Origin of the sequence: Phytoactinopolyspora halotolerans (genome assembly GCF_010550675.1) — a bacterium.
GTDB lineage: Bacteria > Actinomycetota > Actinomycetes > Jiangellales > Jiangellaceae > Phytoactinopolyspora > Phytoactinopolyspora halotolerans.
Window position 1 is genome coordinate 101,516 of sequence record NZ_JAAGOA010000006.1, and the last position, 16,952, is coordinate 118,467.

The 16,952-nt window shown below is 69.3% G+C and carries 17 protein-coding genes; 14 read left to right on the forward strand and 3 right to left on the reverse strand.

Annotated features, from left to right (window positions below):
- Positions 1-21: 21 nt before the first annotated feature.
- From G1H10_RS10375 to G1H10_RS10405, 7 genes are all read left to right on the forward strand, one after another.
- Complete coding sequence (locus G1H10_RS10375; RefSeq protein ID WP_163736543.1) at positions 22-1,002, forward strand: F0F1 ATP synthase subunit gamma; 981 nt, start codon at positions 22-24, stop codon at positions 1,000-1,002.
- Between the two features lie 4 nt (positions 1,003-1,006).
- Positions 1,007-2,455 (forward strand): F0F1 ATP synthase subunit beta, encoded by a 1,449-nt coding sequence (atpD, locus tag G1H10_RS10380; RefSeq protein ID WP_163736545.1) that lies wholly within the window; start codon positions 1,007-1,009, stop codon positions 2,453-2,455.
- Positions 2,456-2,477: 22 nt separating this feature from the next.
- On the forward strand, positions 2,478-2,846 hold the full coding sequence (locus G1H10_RS10385) for a F0F1 ATP synthase subunit epsilon (protein ID WP_163736548.1): 369 nt from the start codon (positions 2,478-2,480) through the stop codon (positions 2,844-2,846).
- A gap of 51 nt (positions 2,847-2,897) precedes the next feature.
- Positions 2,898-3,338: a DUF2550 domain-containing protein gene (locus tag G1H10_RS10390; protein ID WP_216853121.1), complete on the forward strand. Its 441-nt coding sequence runs from the start codon at positions 2,898-2,900 to the stop codon at positions 3,336-3,338.
- Positions 3,339-3,390: 52 nt separating this feature from the next.
- A complete protein-coding gene (gene murA / locus G1H10_RS10395) occupies positions 3,391-4,677 on the forward strand; it encodes a UDP-N-acetylglucosamine 1-carboxyvinyltransferase (protein ID WP_163736550.1) in 1,287 nt (428 codons plus the stop codon).
- 32 nt (positions 4,678-4,709) lie between these two features.
- The gene (locus G1H10_RS10400) at positions 4,710-6,023 is read left to right on the forward strand and encodes a phosphatase PAP2 family protein (RefSeq protein WP_163736553.1); all 1,314 of its coding nucleotides are present in this window, start codon (positions 4,710-4,712) and stop codon (positions 6,021-6,023) included.
- A 95-nt stretch (positions 6,024-6,118) separates the two neighbouring features.
- Positions 6,119-6,991: an acyl-CoA thioesterase gene (locus G1H10_RS10405; RefSeq protein WP_163737079.1), complete on the forward strand. Its 873-nt coding sequence runs from the start codon at positions 6,119-6,121 to the stop codon at positions 6,989-6,991.
- Here G1H10_RS10405 and G1H10_RS10410 read toward each other — a convergent pair.
- Together G1H10_RS10410 and G1H10_RS10415 are read right to left on the reverse strand one after the other, a co-directional pair.
- Complete coding sequence (locus G1H10_RS10410; protein ID WP_163736557.1) at positions 6,972-8,117, reverse strand: NAD(P)/FAD-dependent oxidoreductase; 1,146 nt, start codon at positions 8,115-8,117, stop codon at positions 6,972-6,974. The two genes, G1H10_RS10405 and G1H10_RS10410, sit on opposite strands and share 20 nt — an antisense overlap.
- Before the next feature lie 124 nt (positions 8,118-8,241).
- A complete protein-coding gene (locus G1H10_RS10415) occupies positions 8,242-9,564 on the reverse strand; it encodes an acetyl-CoA hydrolase/transferase family protein (RefSeq protein ID WP_163736559.1) in 1,323 nt (440 codons plus the stop codon).
- Positions 9,565-9,775: 211 nt separating this feature from the next.
- Here G1H10_RS10415 and G1H10_RS10420 point away from each other — a divergent pair, with 211 nt between their 5' ends.
- The gene (locus G1H10_RS10420) at positions 9,776-10,786 is read left to right on the forward strand and encodes a zinc-dependent alcohol dehydrogenase (protein WP_163736562.1); all 1,011 of its coding nucleotides are present in this window, start codon (positions 9,776-9,778) and stop codon (positions 10,784-10,786) included.
- Between the two features lie 101 nt (positions 10,787-10,887).
- Here G1H10_RS10420 and G1H10_RS10425 read toward each other — a convergent pair whose 3' ends face one another.
- Positions 10,888-12,138: an alpha/beta hydrolase gene (locus G1H10_RS10425; protein WP_163737082.1), complete on the reverse strand. Its 1,251-nt coding sequence runs from the start codon at positions 12,136-12,138 to the stop codon at positions 10,888-10,890.
- Positions 12,139-12,362: 224 nt separating this feature from the next.
- Between G1H10_RS10425 and G1H10_RS10430 the strand changes: the two genes are divergently transcribed.
- The 6 genes from G1H10_RS10430 (at position 12,363) to G1H10_RS10455 (ending at position 16,924) form a co-directional block, all read left to right on the forward strand.
- Positions 12,363-12,608 carry a hypothetical protein gene (locus G1H10_RS10430; RefSeq protein ID WP_163736565.1) on the forward strand — a complete coding sequence of 82 codons (246 nt, stop codon included), beginning with the start codon at positions 12,363-12,365 and terminating at the stop codon, positions 12,606-12,608.
- Entirely contained in the window at positions 12,605-13,321 is a 717-nt protein-coding gene (locus G1H10_RS10435) for an AzlC family ABC transporter permease (RefSeq protein WP_163736568.1), read from the forward strand. Before G1H10_RS10430 ends, G1H10_RS10435 begins: the two co-directional genes overlap by 4 nt.
- A complete protein-coding gene (locus G1H10_RS10440) occupies positions 13,318-13,638 on the forward strand; it encodes an AzlD domain-containing protein (protein ID WP_163736571.1) in 321 nt (106 codons plus the stop codon). The genes G1H10_RS10435 and G1H10_RS10440 overlap by 4 nt, the downstream gene beginning before the upstream one ends.
- A gap of 146 nt (positions 13,639-13,784) precedes the next feature.
- A complete protein-coding gene (locus tag G1H10_RS10445) occupies positions 13,785-14,354 on the forward strand; it encodes an OsmC family protein (protein WP_163736574.1) in 570 nt (189 codons plus the stop codon).
- A 105-nt stretch (positions 14,355-14,459) separates the two neighbouring features.
- On the forward strand, positions 14,460-15,740 hold the full coding sequence (locus G1H10_RS10450) for an NAD(P)-binding domain-containing protein (protein ID WP_163736576.1): 1,281 nt from the start codon (positions 14,460-14,462) through the stop codon (positions 15,738-15,740).
- The gene (locus G1H10_RS10455; protein ID WP_163736579.1) at positions 15,740-16,924 is read left to right on the forward strand and encodes an NAD(P)/FAD-dependent oxidoreductase; all 1,185 of its coding nucleotides are present in this window, start codon (positions 15,740-15,742) and stop codon (positions 16,922-16,924) included. Before G1H10_RS10450 ends, G1H10_RS10455 begins: the two co-directional genes overlap by 1 nt.
- The last annotated feature ends 28 nt before the right edge of the window (positions 16,925-16,952 follow it).

Consider the following 16,952-nt stretch of genomic DNA (forward strand, 5'->3'; position numbering starts at 1 on the left):
TGAGAGAGGAGGTGCTGACCAGTGGGTGCACAGCTGCGTGAGCTTCGGCGACGGATCCGGTCGACGGAGTCGATGAAGAAGATCACCAAGGCGCAGGAGCTGATCGCCGCGTCGCGGATCATCAAGGCGCAACAGCGTGCTGATGCCGCCAAGCCGTACAGCCAGGCGCTGGTGCGGGCGCTCGAGGCAGCCGCGGCGCGCTCGAACCTCGACCACCACCTGCTGGAAGGCACCGGAACGCCGGTGCGTTCGGCGATGCTGGTGGTCACGTCGGACCGCGGCTTCGCGGGGGCCTATTCGGCGGGCGTGATCCGCCAGGCGGAGGCGCTGACCGGACTGCTGCACGAGCAGGGCCAGGAGGTCCGGCCGTACGTGGTCGGTAAGAAAGGCGTGAACTGGTACCGGTTCCGCAACCGCGAGATGTACGGCGAGTATGTCGACTTCTCCGGCAACCCGAGCTACACGGACGCGCGCCGGATCGCCGACGACCTGCTCGAGGCGATCAACACGCCGGCCGACGAGGGCGGTGTCGACGAGATCCACGTCGTCTCCACCCACTTCAAGAACATGGTCAGCCAGGAAGTGCGCGCTCGCCGGCTGTTCCCGATCGTCGTCGAGGATGTGCCGGAGCCGGTGCACCACGTCGAGGCGGGCGCTCCAGCCGGCGCGGACGATGCGTCGGCAGCGGGCGGACCGACGCCCACCTCCCCGGCGGAGGACGAGACGCTGCCGCTGTACGAGTTCGAGCCGTCGGCGGAGGAAGTGCTGGACGCGTTGTTGCCGCAGTATGCGGGTAACCTCGTATACACAACGCTGTTGGACGCGGCGGCGTCCGAGTGGGCTGCCCGTCGTCGGGCCATGAAGTCGGCGACGGACAACGCCGGGGAGATGCAGGAGACGCTCACCCGGGAATCCAACCAGGCCCGCCAGGCGGAAATCACCCAAGAGATCAGCGAGATCGTCGGTGGCGCAAACGCGCTGGCCGCTGCAGGAAGCGAGTAGAGGTATGACTGCCACTGTTGAGGAGACCGAGGCACCGGCCGCGACCGGTCGTGTCGTGCGGGTGATCGGGCCTACCGTCGACGTTGAGTTCGGTGACGGCCACATGCCCGCCATCTACAACGCTCTCACGGTCGACGTCGAGCTGTCCGAGGAGTCCGGCGGCAACCACACGTTGACGTTGGAGGTCGAGCAGCACATCGGCGACGGGCTGGTGCGCACCATCTCGATGCAGCCGACGGACGGCCTGGTGCGCGGCACGGCCGTGCGGGACACCGGCGCCGGCATCAGCGTGCCGGTGGGCGAGGGTGTCAAGGGCCACGTGTACAACGCGCTCGGCGTGCCGCTGGACTGCGACCCGTCCGAGATCAAGGCCGACGACCGCTGGGTCATCCACCGCAAGCCGCCGGCGTTCGACCAGCTGGAGAGCAGCACGGAGATGATGGAGACCGGCATCAAGGTGCTGGATCTGCTCACTCCGTATGTGCGAGGCGGGAAGATCGGCCTGTTCGCGGGTGCCGGTGTGGGCAAGACGGTGCTGATCAAGGAGATGATCACCCGAGTCGCCCGGAACTTCGGTGGCACCTCGGTGTTCGCCGGCGTGGGCGAGCGGACCCGTGAGGGTACCGACCTCTTCTTGGAGATGATCGAGGCAGACGTGCTCAAGGACACCGCGCTGGTGTTCGGGCAGATGGACGAGCCCCCGGGTACCCGTATGCGGGTGGCGCTGTCCGCGCTGACCATGGCGGAGTACTTCCGGGACGTGGAAAACCAGGATGTGCTGCTGTTCATCGACAACATCTTCCGGTTCACCCAGGCCGGCCAGGAGGTCTCCACGCTGCTCGGCCGGATGCCGTCCGCGGTGGGTTACCAGCCGACGCTGGCGGACGAGATGGGTGAGCTGCAGGAACGTATCACCTCGACGCGTGGCCGGTCGATCACCTCGATGCAGGCGATCTACGTGCCCGCCGACGACATCACCGACCCGGCGCCGCACACCGCGTTCGCTCACCTGGACGCGCGGACCGTGCTCTCGCGGCCGATCTCCCAGCTGGGCATCTACCCGGCCGTGGACCCGCTGGACTCGTCCAGCCGGATCATGGACCCGGCGATTATCGGCGAGGAGCACTACCGGATCGCGAGCAATGTGAAGCAGATCCTGCAGAAATACAAGGACCTGCAGGACATCATCGCGATCATGGGTATCGACGAGCTGTCCGAGGAGGACAAGGTCACCGTGCAGCGGGCACGCCGCCTGCAGCGGTTCCTTTCCCAGAACATGTTCGTGGCCGAGGCATTCACCGGCCAGCCGGGCGTCTTCGTTCCGCTGTCGGAGACGCTGGAGTCGTTCGACGCGGTCTGCAAGGGCGAGTACGACCACCTGCCCGAGCAGGCATTCAGCTACGTCGGGAACATCGAGGACGCCGAGAAGAAGGCCAACACGCTCGCCTCGTAAGGCGCGCACGGAAGGAACAGGCGTGGCGGGAGAGCTGAACGTCGAGGTGGTCGCGGCGGACCGCAAAGTGTGGTCCGGCGTGGCCACCCTGGTGGTCGCCAAGACCACCGAAGGCGAGATCGGCATCATGGCCGGGCACGAGCCGGTGCTGGGGTTGCTGGCGACCGGCGTGGTGACCGTGCGTACCACCGACGGCGAGACGGTTCGGGCGGCGGTGGACCGCGGCTTCTTGTCGGTGTCGGAAAACCACGTCGCGGTACTCGCGGAGGTGGCCCAACTTGCCGATGAGATTGATACCGCTAGTGTGGAGTCAGAACTCGCCGCAGCAGGAGACGACCAAGCTGCCGGCCGGTGGGCTCAGGCCAGGCTTCAGGTAGCAGGAGCGAAATAGTCCGCCCACCGCGGCAGGGACGGTCGCGCACAGGCATATCGGGGGTGATAGGTGGCGCTGATCGCATGGGTCGCGGTGATCCTCATCGCGGTTGCGGTGCTGGTCGCCGTCGCCCTGGCCGTCCTCTACCTGCGCCGAAGTGTGCTTCAGCGCGAGGGCGGGTTCGACATGTGCATGCGGGTCGGAAGCCAGCAGGGCTGGGCCGGCGGCTGGGTGTTCGGTATCGGCCGTTATCGGGGAGAGCAGCTGGAATGGTTTCGGACCTTCAGTTTCGCGCCACGTCCGAAGCGCTCGTTCCGCCGCGGTGAGCTGGCGGTCAACAGCCGCCGCGTGCCGGACAGCGAGGAGGATTACGAGCTTCCTGCGGGCCATGTGGTGCTGGGATGTGCCGTCGGACCCACCACGGTCGAGGTGTCGATGACCGAGCCGGCGTCGACCGCGTTCCTCGCCTGGCTCGAGGCGGCACCACCGGGGGGACACCTGGTCCGCTAGAGGCCGTGTGGCCTCGTCGTGCGGAATCCGCTGAACGGGAGATAAGAAAGCAGTGGAAAGACTTCGAGTGAGCGGTGGCACGTCCCTGCGCGGCTCGGTGCGCGTGAACGGCGCGAAGAACAGTGCCCTCAAACTGATGGCGGCCGCGCTGCTGGCCGAGGGGCGCACGACGCTGCACGACGTGCCTTCGATCACGGACGTGCGCTACATGGGCGAGCTGTTGCGTCGTCTCGGTGCCGACGTGTCGCGAGACGACAGTACGGTCGTGATCGACGTCCCCGAGAAGGTCAGCCACGAGGCGCCGTACGAGCTGGTCCGCCGGCTGCGTGCGTCGATCTGCGTGCTCGGTCCGCTGCTTGCCCGCTGCGGCGCCGCCGACGTGGCGCTGCCCGGCGGGGACGCCATCGGATCGCGCGGGCTGGACATGCACATCGCGGGGTTGCGGCGACTCGGCGCGAGCGTGGAGGTGGAGCACGGCTACGTGGTCGCGCGGGCGCCGGACGGCCTGAAGGGCGCGATGATCGGGCTCGACTTTCCGAGCGTGGGAGCGACCGAGAACATTCTGATGGCGGCGGTGCTGGCGGACGGCGAGACCGTGATCGACAACGTCGCCCGCGAACCGGAGATCCTGGATATCTGTCACATGCTGATCGGCATGGGAGCGCAGATCGAAGGCGTCGGCAGCTCGACGTTGCACGTGCAGGGCCTTCCGGGATTGTCGCCCGTAGAGCACACCACCATCCCGGACCGGATCGTGACCGGCACCTGGGCGGTCGCCGCGCTGATGACACGGGGCGATATCACGGTCACCAACGGGCGCGCCGAGGACCTGGAGCTGGTCTTGGACAAGCTGGCCAGCGCGGGGGCGGTGATCGAACCGGGTGCCGGTGAGGACGGCGCGGGCCTGCGGATCGCCATGTCCGGCCGGCCGCGTGCGATCGATGTGGTCACGCTCCCGTATCCCGGATTCCCGACGGATCTGCAGCCGATGGTCGTCGCACTGAACGCGGTTGCCGACGGGACGGCGATGATCACCGAGAACGTCTACGAGGCGCGGTTCATGTTCGTCAACGAGCTGGCCAGGCTCGGCGCGGAGGTGCGGATCGACGGTCACCATGCGGTAATCCGGGGCCGGGAGAGCTTGTCCGGCGCGCCGGTGGTGGCGACCGATATCCGCGCCGGTGCGGGTCTGGTGCTAGCCGGACTGGTCGCCGAAGGGGAGACGTTGGTGTCTGCCGTGCACCACATCGACCGCGGATACCCTGATTTCGTCGGGCAGCTGAACGGACTCGGTGCCGATGTCGTGCGGGAGCCCGATCCAGACCGATTCGAGGCGTGATTTCCGGTTTCGGCGTGTCATGATACGTGTCCATGACACGTGCGGCCGATTCCGTCCACGCCGATCCGACCGGCGGTGACCGGATGACCGTCGGCGGCGGCGACGACCGCCCGCAGCTCGTCTGGGAACAGCCGTGGCGGAGCGTGCTGGCGCCGTTGCACGGTCTGACCGGTGGCTGGTTGACGCCGGCGCGGGCGGCGGCCGTGGGCTACGTGGCCGGGCTGCTCTGGTTCGCGCTGGCGCAGGGGCTCACCGTCGACTGGGCGGGACGCGTCGCCTGGGTGGCGGTGGCCGTGGCGGGCATCCTGCTGGCGCCGCAGTGGCCGTGGCTGACACCGGGCAGGCTGGGTCTGGGTGCGTTCGTGGCCATGTTGCTCTGGTTCAGCGTGGCCCAGGGGATCCCGATCGACCGGATCGGGCAGACCGGGTGGATCCTGGTCGGCATCCTCGGCGCGGGCCTCGACCGGACGTGGCGGCAGCACCTGCGGGTGCTGGTGGACTGGATGCCGCTGCTGGCCGCGCTGATCCTGTACGACCACACCCGCGGCATCGCCGATACGTTGGGCATGCCGTTGCGGGTGGAGGAGCTGGTGGACGCGGAGCGCTGGCTCTTCGCCGGCGAGCTGCCCACGTTGTGGCTGCAGGACCGGTTCTTCGACGCCGCGCAGGTGCACTGGTGGGACGTGGGTGTGGCGATCGTGTACTGCACCCACTTCGTCCTGCCGTGGGCGATCGCCGCGGTGCTGTATGTGTGGTCGCGGCCGGCGTGGGTCTCGTACATCCGACGCGTATTGCTGCTCTCCTACGCCGGCTTGCTGACCTATATCCTGATTCCGGCCGCCCCACCGTGGTACGCGGCGCGTGAAGGCATCATCTCCGGCGACGTCGAGCGGATCTCCACCCGTGGATGGTGGGAGCTCGGTCTCAGCTTCGCCGACGGGTGGCTCTCCGGGGCGCAGGCGCAGAGCAATCACGTCGCTGCGCTGCCGTCGTTGCACGCCGCGTTCTCGCTGCTCGCCGTCGTCGCGCTGTGGCCGTATGTCCGGCGGCTCGGGCGGGGCCGGAGCGGTGGCGACGTTGCTCCGGCGTCGGCGGGCATCGGTACGGCCGGCGGACGGTGGGACGCGGTGCGGGTAGGGGTGGAGGCACTGCGGTGGGTGTTGCTCGCCGTGCTGGTGCTGTTTCCGCTGTCGATGGCGTTCTCGCTGGCCTACAGCGGTGAGCATTACCTGGTCGACGTGCTGGCCGGCTGGCTCTACGTGGTGCTGGTGTGCCTGATCGCCCGCTGGTGGGAGCGCCGTCCCGCCGCCGTCTCGACGCAGCCCGCCCCAGTGCCACGGCCATGACGGCCGGACGGCCGGGCGACTCGTACGGCACCCACGAGCGGGTACGGGGCGCGATATGTGCGGACTCCGGAGAGCACATGTGGGAGTATGCCCTCGTGCCTGACTCGCTTGAGGATCTCACCGCGTTGCTCGACCTGGAGACGATCGAGGACAATCTGTTCCGGGGACGGCAGCCGCGGACCCGGCTGCAGCGCGTCTTCGGCGGCCAGGTGGCCGGGCAGGCGCTGATGGCGGCGGTGCGCACCGTACCGACGGAGCGCGCGGTGCACTCGCTGCACTCCTACTTCCTGCGTCCGGGGGACACCACCGTCCCGATCGTCTACGACGTCGAACTGGTCCGGGACGGGCAGTCGTTCACCACCCGGCGCGTGGCGGCCCGGCAGCACGGCCGGCCGATCTTCTACTTGACGGCATCGTTCCAGAAGGCGGAGAGCGGCCTCGACCATCAAGACGTCATGCCGGATGCGCCGGAGCCGGAACGATGCCCGCGTATCGCCGACGTGCTGGAGTCGGTCTCCGGGCAGCCCAGCACGTTCTGGGACCAGGAATGGGCAGCGCTGGATGTGCGCTACGTCGGCGACTCACGTCCCGGCGGGCAGGTGACCTCGCCGGAACATCCCGCCTTGGCGCGGCTGTGGTTCCGTGCGGCCGGACGACTGCCGGACGAACCCACCCTGCACGCGTGCGTGCTGACCTATGCCAGCGACCAGACGCTGCTCGGCGCGACGCTGATTCCGCATGGGACCTACATCGGTGCCGGGGACCTGCAGACCGCCTCGCTGGACCACACCATGTGGTTCCACCGGCCCTTCCGCGCCGACGAATGGCTGCTGTACGACCAGGTGGCGCCCTCCGCCTACGGCGCACGCGGGCTGGCGCTCGGGCGCGTCTTCACCCAGGACGGCACGCTGGTGGCGACCATCGCGCAGGAAGGGCTGATCCGCCGGATCACCCCAGCAAGGAGTTGAGCCGCTCCTCCTCCCACTCCTGCTTGGCGCTGAAACTGGCGCGATCCGGCGGGGAGAGCCGCACGTCCGGCCGTGGCGTGGCGTAGAAATCGCCGGCGACGGTGGCCACGCGCTGGCCGGGCAGCTCCAGAAAGCAGTACCCGTAGCCGTCGAAGGTGAGCCGGTCGCCCCCGTACACGTCCGCGACCAGGTTCGTCGCCGCGATCTTGCCGGCGGCTTCGGCGAACACGCCGGCCTTCGGCAGCTGAGCGGTCGCGGTATGGATGAGCGTGCAGTCGCCGACCGCGTACACCCGCTCGGCCGAGGTGGCGAACGTACGTCGGTCCGGCTCGATCCATCCGCTCGGTCCGGCGAGCGTGCTGGCGTGGATGACGGGCGGCGGCACCGCCGCGGGGATGGCCAGGAGCAGCTCGAAGTCCAGGGTCCGCGAGTTCTGGAACGTGACGGTGCGGCGATCCGGGTCGATAGAGCCCACGGTGTGCTCGGTGAACACGCCGACGCCGGCCGCGGTCAGTTCCTCGGCGAGGAAGCGGCTGGCGTCCGGCCCGGCCACCGGCAAGGTGAGCGGCGCCGGCGTGGAGATCGCGATGTCCACCCGGTCGCGCAGCCCTGCGCTGCGCAGCCGATCCTCCAACAGCAGTGTGGCCTCGTAAGGGGCCGGCGGGCACAGATAGGGCGTACCCATGATGGAGACCAGCAGACGGCCGTCGGTCAGGTCGTTCAACGCGGTATGAATGTCCGGCAGCGACGGGGCGTGGTAGAGGTTGTACGCGCCGGCCTCGATCAGTTCGCGGTGTCCGGGCCAGTAACCCGCGCCCAAGGCGACCACCATGCCGTCGGCGGAGATCGGTCCCGCGGTGGTCTGCACCGAGCACGTGGCGGCATCGATCGAGGTCACCTCGGCATGGACGAATCTGATGCCGCGTTCCTCGAGACGTTCCAGCATGCGCGTACCGTCGGCAAGCGGACGGCTGCCGGCCAGGTCCCAGAGCTTGGCGAAGCCGACGAAGAACCGGTCGCTCATGGCGACCACGGTCACCCGGTCTCCCCGCGGCAGCCGCCGTCGCAGTTCGTGGGCGGCGGCGAGCCCACCGAAGCCGCCGCCCAGCACAAGAAAATCTGCCATTCAGGTAACCTCCGCCGCGTTACCACGTGTTCTATCGTGCCGAGCGGGAAACGGTCCAGCGGTATGCCGCCCCTACCCTCAAGACCGTGTCCGTGGCTGAACCTACACCCAGTTCGCGATCTTGTCATCGGTTCGGGCCCGAGACCGTCTGACTCGGCCGCGGTGGGCCGGTCTCGGCACCCTCCAGCACCGCGCTGGTCCGCCCTGGTCGCGCGGATTCCGGATGCAAGCCCAACGCGCGTGCCTCTTCCCACAACTCCTCACGCACCCGCGGATGCGCGGCTCGGTCGATGAGGTGAGCGGCCTGTTCGGCTTCGGGCCGGCCGAATATCTCCGCCGTCCCCTGCTCGGTGACGACGGCGCTCGGCTGGAACGACGTCACCGGTTCTTCGACCATGGGAACGATCGTCGAGCAGTCGGCGCGCGGGTGCCACGACCGTACGGCGATGATCGCCTGGCCATCCCTGGAATGCAGGGCGCCGACGATGAAATCGGTCTGGCCGCCGAAACCGGAGTGGATCCGCCCACCGATGCGGGACGCGTTGACCTGGCCGTAGAGGTCCACCTGAAGGGCGGTGTTGATGCTGACCATGCGGTCGTGGGCGTGGATCCGGGACGGGTCGTTGGTGGTCTCGGTGCGCAACATATGCAGCCGCGGATTCTGATGTGCCCACCGGTACAACTCCGCCGAACCGAACAGGAACGACGCGGTGACCGGGGCCCACGGGTCCAGGACCCCGGTCCGCTCCAGGGCGAGCACGCCGTCGCTGACCATCTCGCTCCAGATGCGCAACCCGTGCCGGCCGGCCAGTCCGTGCAGTGCAGCGTCCGGGATCGCGCCGATGCCGAGCTGCAATGTCGAGCCGTCCGCCACCCGCGCGGCTACCCGTTCTCCGATGCTCAGCGCGGTGTCGTCGGGCGTGCCGGCCGACGGCGACGGCAGCGGCTCGTCCGCGACGATGGCGTAGTCGATGTCGTCCAGCGGGATGACCGCGTCCCCGTGCGTATAGGGCATCTGCGGGTTGACCTCGGCGATGACCAACCCGGAGCGGCGCCGTACCGCCTCGATCGCAGCTGGGAGGATATTGACCTCGATGCCCAGTGAGACCGTCCCGCTGCGCGGAGCCGACGTCTTGACCACCACGACGTCCGGAGTGATCGTGGTGCTGAACAGCCGGGGCACCAAGGAGAGCCGGCAGGGCAGGTAGCGCAGCCGCGGGCTGCTGCGCATGCCCGGACCGACGAAGGACGTCTCCAACGCCACGCCGGGCCGGTCCGGTATGCCGGCCTGTGCGTTGAGCATGTACAGCCGGTAGGACTCCAGGCACCGGTCGAGGATCGACAGCAGCCGGTACGGCGCTGCGAAGTTCCCGGACGAGATCACCCGGACGCCCGGTGCGCACCGGGACAGCCTGGACGTCAGTTCCGTCTCGGAGAGAAATCTCATGGATGCATCGCCGCCTGACGTTTCGGATCCGCCGCCGATGGGGCTACCGGTTCCCACCGTGCACCGTCCGCGACGCGCCGGACCAGTGCCCAACGGGCTGCCCGCAGATGACGTTCGGCCCTGCGGAAGGAGCACGGGTGCGAGGTGTGCTTGAGAAGGAAACGACATGTCGAGTGGCTCTGAGACGGGCCAGGACGTCAGAGGTGCAACCATGAAGGCAGCTGTAGTGCGAGAGTTCGGCCGACCGCTGGTGCTCGAGGACCGGGCGGATCCGGAACCCGGTACGGGGCAGGTACTGGTACGCGTCGAGGCGTCCGGCCTGTGCCACACCGACATCCACGCCGCCCACGGCGACTGGCCGGTGAAGCCGCACCCGCCGTTCGTCCCCGGGCACGAGGGGGTCGGCGTGGTGGAGCGGCTCGGTGCGGGAGTGACACACCTGGACGTCGGCGATCGGGTGGCGGTCCCGTGGCTCGGCTGGGCGTGCGGACGCTGTGCGCATTGCCTGAGCGGCTGGGAGACGCTCTGCCATGCGCAGAAGAACACCGGCTACGGCGTCGACGGTGGTTGGGCCGGTTCGATGCTCGCCTGGGCCGACTTCGCCGCACGTGTGCCGGACGGCGTCGACCCGCGCGAAGCCGCTCCGTTGACCTGCGCCGGCGTGACGACGTACAAGGCCCTCAAGGTGGCCGACATCGGCCCCACCGATCTGGTCGCGATCTCCGGCGTCGGCGGCCTCGGGCACCTCGCGGTGCAGTACGCGAAGATCGCCGGCGCCACCGTCGCCGCCATCGACATCACCGACGAGAAGCTCGCGCTCGCCAGTGACCTGGGCGCGGACATCGTCATCGATGCGCGCAGCGACGATCCGGCCAAGGTGCTGCAGTCGCACGGCGGTGCGAGCGCGGCCATCGGCCTCGCCGTGGACAACGCGTCGTTCGCGACCGCGTACGCAGGGCTACGCCGGGGCGGCCGGCTGGTGCTGGTGGCGCTGCCCGCAGCCGGCTCGATCGAGATTCCGGTGTTCGACACCGTTCTCAACGGGACATCGGTGATCGGTTCGATCGTCGGCACCCGCGCCGACCTGGACGAGGTGTTCGCACTGCACGCGGCGGGGCGCACCAGGGTGATCTACGAGACACGTCCGCTTGCCGCCGTCAACGACTCCATCCGGGAGGTCTTGCAGGGAACGGTCAAGGCGCGGATCGTCTTCACCCCATGATCTCTCGGTCGGCCGGCCCGGCAGGACCTACCGCCGTGCCGCCGACCCGCAGAGCCCCTGGTCTTCCGTGCCGCCATGCGCGGTCTCCTCGCCCTGAGGCGTCACGGAAGACCAGGTACACGGCTGGTTGTGCGGGGCACGCCCGCTCCGCTCAGCAGAAAGTGGTCGAGTTCGGTCAGGAACTGGCGCCAGGCCGGGTCGCGTTCCGGCAGCAGATGGTTACAGCTGTCCAGCGGCACCAGCCTGCTGCCCGGGATGAGACCGGCCAGTAGGCGGGACTCCTGAAACGGTCCCACCTGGTCGTGACGGGCGCCGATGATCAGCGTCGGCGCCGTCACCTGCGGCGCCAGGTCTACGACGTCGATATCGGCGAACTCGTTCATGAAACGCCACGCGTTCTCCGGAGAACACGACCGGACCTGTAGGTCATCGAAGACCCGCCATTCGGATTGGGTGCCGTCCGGCAGGAACGAGGCCGCGAACATCTGCCGGTATATGGGGGTCGGTCGCTCCCAGCCCAGCCGGACGAGGTCGATCATCGCCTCGACCAGCTCCACGTCGCTCGAGGTCACTGCCCGCTTGCGTCTGCCCTGCGCGTAGCTTCCGAACAGCACCAGATGACTGACGCGTTCGGGATGCCGGACGGCGTAGGCGATGGCGACCGGCCCGCCTTGGGAGATGCCGAGCAGCGGGAATCGGTCGAGTCCGGCCGCGTCGACGACGGTTTCCAGGTCGTCGACCCAGGCGTCGAACGAGAATCTCGGCACCTCCCAGTCGGAGAGCCCGCAGCCACGTTCGTCATAGCGGATGAGTGTGAACCGCGACGAGAGTTCGGTGAGCCAGTGCCGCCAGACCGGGCTGTGCCAGTCGTAATCCAGATGGCTCAGCCAGTTCGCCGCCTTGACCAGCGGTGGCCCGGAGCCCATGGTGGCGTAGGCGAGCCGCGTGCCGTCAGCGGCCGTGCGGAACCGGATCTCCTGCTCCGGCGGCCGCGCTGTGGCCGTGGGGGCGACGCCGGTGCCTGTGGTGTCCGGCGTGCCCGAGCGCTCGCTGACGTCGCCGACGAACTGGTAGCCGCGGCCGTGCACGGTGCGGATGAACCGCTGCGCCCGCCCGTCGTCGCCGATCGCGCGCCGTGCGGCTTTGACCCGGCTGGTCAAGGCGGACTCGCTGACGAAACGGTCTCCCCACACGGCGTCCAGCAGCTCGTCCTTGGACACGACCCGGCGCCGGTTGCGGATCAATTCGGTGAGCACGTCGAAGACTTGAGGCTCGACGGCCCGCACCGCGCCGGTCCGGCGCAGCTCATACCGGCCGAGGTCGAGCTCGCAGTCGCCGAATACGTAGATCATGGCCCCCTGACCTTCATGCCGGCCGGCCGTGCGGACGTGCGATACCTGCGCGGTCGCCGTACCGATGGAGATTACGCCGTTCTCCACCTGATCTCCACGTCTCCTCCAAGTTTGCTCCCATATGCGGCGGCACAGTCAGAGGCGGCACGGACAGGTCGCGGGAAGGTCTCGGGAAGGCGGCCGGGACACCGTGACCGCGTCAGATACCCACGGGGAGAACCACTATGGACACGATCCACCTGCTCGTCGCCGCGCAGAACCGCCGCCTGTCGCAGGCGCGGTTCGCATCACCGCAGTGGCAGCATCGCCTCCACCCGTCGGCCCGTCCGCCGGCACGCTCCTTGGCCACGCCGCTCCCGGGCGCGACGACCGCCACCGCGGCAGTGCGCGCGGTCATCGGACGCCTCACCGGAGCCGGTCGGCGGCTGCGCCGTCGCCGGCCCGTCGGCGCATCGGCGGCGTCGCGATGAGCGCGACGACGATGGCGGGACCGCGGCTCGCCGCACATCACTCCGATGCGCTCGCCGGCGCCCGGGCGATGCTGCCCTGGCTGGCCGGAGTGACCCCGTTCGGCCTGGTGATCGGGGTCAGCGCCGCCCAGGCCGACATCTCGACGTTCGCGGGATGGCTGACCGGCCCGTTGATCGTGGCCGGCAGCGCCCAGATCGCCACCATCGAGCTGCTCCACGCCGGAGCCGCGCCGCTGGTGATCGTGGTGAGCGCGCTGATCATCAACCTGCGGCTGGTGCTGTACTCAGCGGCGATGGCCGGATACTGGCGGCGACGGTCGCGGGCATGGCGCATGTTCGCCGGCTACTTGCTGATCGATCCGTCGTTCGCGGTCGGCATCGCCCGTTACGAGCAACCGGGGGACCGGCGACGCGCGGATGCGTACTACGTCGGTGGTGCGGTATTGCTGTACGCGACCTGGTTCGCCGCGATCGCGGCGGGAGCCCTGCTCGGGGCGCAGCTGCCGTCCGTGCTCCGCCTGGAACTGGTGATCCCGCTGTTCCTGGTGGGCGAGGTCGTACCGCGACTGCGCGAGCGAGCGACTCGGCGTGCGGCGCTCACCGCTGCTGCGGTGGCGGTGCCGGCTACCGCCGTCCCGCTCCATCTCGGCCTGATCATCGCGATCGTCGCCGGGCTCGGCGCGGGATTGACACGGGCGGAGGGCAAACGATGAGCGTCTGGCTGGTCATCGGGCTGATCGGACTCGGAAGCTACCTGTTCCGGATCAGTATGGTCCTGTTGATCGACCGGTTCGAGCTGCCGGACCGGATGCGCACAGCATCGGCGTTCGTCGCCCCGGCCGCGTTCGCGGCGTTGGCCGTGAGCGGCCTGGCGACCCAGGTCGGCGGGGCCGAGGCGCTCGAGGCGCTGCCCGTGCTGGGGGCCCTGGCCGCGGCCTTGGCCGCGGTGTATGTGACCGGCAAGTCCTACCTCGCCCTGCTCGTCGGCATGCCGGTGCTGTGGGCGCTGACCGCCGTGATGGCCGCCTGATGTCGGCGACGGCGCGGCCGCGGAGCCCACCGAGAGTCTGTAGCTACGCCGCTTGCGCGTCCCCGTACCTACCGCACCACCACCGTCCATCAATCCATCGAGCACAACCCATCAGGTTCATACTCATCCATTTCAAGGAGACGATCATGAGCACCACCACCGAACGCGCACCGCTCAACGGGGTCGACACACCCACGCTGTTCGCGACCCTCGACGCGGTCAAGGCGCAGCCGGAGATCGCGAAGTTCCAGTTCCGGGCGACCAACCGCTGGGTCAAGGGCACGCACAACCAGTCGACCATGCACAGCTTCTTCGGCGCCGGACAGGAGATGGAGCACAAGCACGCCACCGTCATCGACGCGGATCACCCGGCCGTCCTGGTCGGCGCGGACAACGGACCGACCCCGGTGGAGTACGTGCTGGCCGCCTTGGCCGCGTGCCTGACGTCCGGGCTTGCCAACATCGCCGCGGCGCGTGGCATCGAGCTGACCGAGGTCTCCTCCACCGTGGAGGGCGACATCGATCTGCTGGGCATCCTCGGGCTGTCCGACGAGGTCCGTAACGGTTACCAGCAGATCCGGGTCGTTTTCACCGTCTCCGGCGATGCTCCCCCGGAGAAGCTGCGCGAGCTGGTCGAGCAGTCGCGAAACCGTTCTGCCGTATACGACGTCATCACCAACCCGGTCCCGGTGACCGTGGATGTGGCCGTCGTGTGAGGACCGGCCGCCCGCAGATCGTGGGACGGTCCGTGGACACCCGGCGTGGCCGCTGGCGGGCAGATCGCCCGCGAGCGGTCACCCGCCGGCGGAGAAGAGGATCAGATGAGAACCATCGAGACGGTCGTGATCGGTGCCGGCCAGGCCGGCCTGGCAACCAGCCGTTACCTCACCGGGGCAGGCCGCGACCATGTCGTGCTCGAACGCGGACGGGTCGCGGAGAGCTGGCTCAGTGCCCGCTGGGATTCGCTGCGGCTGCTGACACCGAACTGGATGACGCGGCTGCCGGCGTGGAGTTACGCCGGTGACGAGCCGGACGGCTTCATGACGGCCGCCGGGCTCGCCGGATACCTGAGCCGGTATGCGGACTCGTTCGGTGCTCCGGTGCTGGAGAACACTCCGGTGACCGACGTCTCGGCGATGGCACACGGGTTCCGGGTCACCACGTGGCGGGGGTCGTGGTTCACCCGCAACGTCGTGCTCGCCAGCGGCCCCAGCCGGGTGGTGCCGGAGCTGGCCCGGCGGCTTCAGCCGGAGATGCACCAGCTGCACACCAGCGGGTACCGCCGTCCCGGCCGGCTCCCGAGCGGTGGAGTGCTGGTGGTCGGGGCGTCGGCGTCGGGCGCGCAGATCGCGGCCGAGCTGTGTCGGTCCGGGCGGACGGTGGTGCTGTCCGTCGGCTCGCACACCAGGCTGCCGCGGCGATACCGCGGCATGGACATCATGTGGTGGCTGGAGCAGAGCGGCCTGCTGAGCCGCACCATCGATGAGATGCCGGACGCCCGGGCGGCGCGCGCCCAGCCGTCGCTGCAGCTGCGCGGCGGAGCGCCGGCCGTCGACCTCGATCTCGCCACGCTGCACGAGCTCGGGGTCCGGACCGCCGGACGCCTCGTCGGCGTCGATGGTGACCGGGTGCACTTCGCGGACGATCTGGCGTCGACGGTGTCCGCCGCGGAGAGCCGGTTGCGCCGGACGCTCGACACCATCGACCGCTTCGCGGAATCCACGGGCCTGGATGCGGAACTGCTCCCGGCCGAGCCGGTTCGCGCCGTCGATGTGGCCGCCGGACCGAGCGAGCTGGATCTGCGTGCCGCCGGAATCTCCACGGTGGTGTGGGCGACCGGCTTCCGGCACCGCTACCCATGGCTCCGGGTTCCGGTCTTCGATCGGGACGGGCAGGTGGTGCACAGGCGGGGGATCACCGCGGTACCGGGGCTCTACGTCATCGGGGAGCGCTTCCTGCACCGCCGTGACTCAAGCTTCATCGACGGCGTCCGTCATGACGCACGGACGATCAGTGAGCACCTCGGCTCCTCGTCGCAGGCCGGGCGGAGAGGCCCGCGGCGACGGGTGGACATCGACATACCGGAAGGGGCACGGGCCTGATGAGAGATTCGACGTACGACGTGATCGTGGTCGGCGCCCGGGTAGCGGGCGCCACGACGGCCCTGCTGCTGGCCAGGCAGGGGCTGCGGGTCCTCGTCCTGGACCGGGCCGCGTACGGCAGTGACACCGGCTCCACGCACGCACTGATGCGTGGCGGCGTTCTGCAACTGCGGGAGGCGGGCGTCCTCGGCGACGTCATCGCCGCCGGCACGCCGGCTGTGCGGCGGGTGGTCTTCCACTATCCCGATGACAGCACCACCGTCACCTTGAAAGCCACCGCCGGCGTCGACGCGCTCTACGCCCCGCGCCGCACGGTGCTGGACCGTGTCCTCGTCGACGCTGCGGTGGCGGCCGGCGCGGATGTACGCTTCGGGATGACCGTCACCGGGCTGCTCCGCGACGCTGCGGGCTCGGTGTCCGGCGTCGCCGCGGTCGACCGGGACGGTCGCCGGCTCACGGCGTCGTCGCGCCTGACCATCGGCGCCGATGGGATCGGATCCGCGGTCGCCACGGCTGCGCGTGCGCCGCTGACCTGGTCGGCTCCGGGCCCGGGCGGGGCGGTGCTCTACGGATACTGGAGCGATCTGCCCACCGAGGGATACGAGTGGTACTACGGCGACCAGGCCGGCGCCGGCTTGATCCCTACCAATGACGGCCGGACGCTGGTGTTCGTGGGGACGACCCCGCAGCGGATGAAAGCCGCTCGCCGGAACGGCACACGCGCCGCGTTGCGGGCTGTGGCGGATGCGGCCTCGCCTGAGCTCTGGGAGCGGATCGCCGACGCCGGGAGCCCACGGCACCTGCGTGGTTTCGCCGGTATGTCCGGGTATCTGCGCCGGCCGTACGGCCGCGGCTGGGCCCTGGCCGGAGACGCGGGTGGCTTCGAGGATCCGTTGAGCACACACGGCATGACCGACGCGCTGCGAGACGCTCGGCTGCTGGTGAGTGCGGTGTTACGGATCCGCTCGGGCACGGCCACCGAGACCGAAGCGCTCATCGAGTACGCGGCCGAGCGGGATGCGCTCGCGCTGCCATTGGCGCGCACCGTCGACACGATTGCGTCGTACCGGTGGACGTTCCCCAAGCTCCGCCGGCTGCTACTCGAGGCGAACGCGGCCATGAGCGCGCAGGTGGAGGCCGTGCTGAGGCACTCCGGACCCGCCGCCCGTCTTCCGGTCCGGTGAGTGGGCCGGCTGCCTGAGCACGACGAGC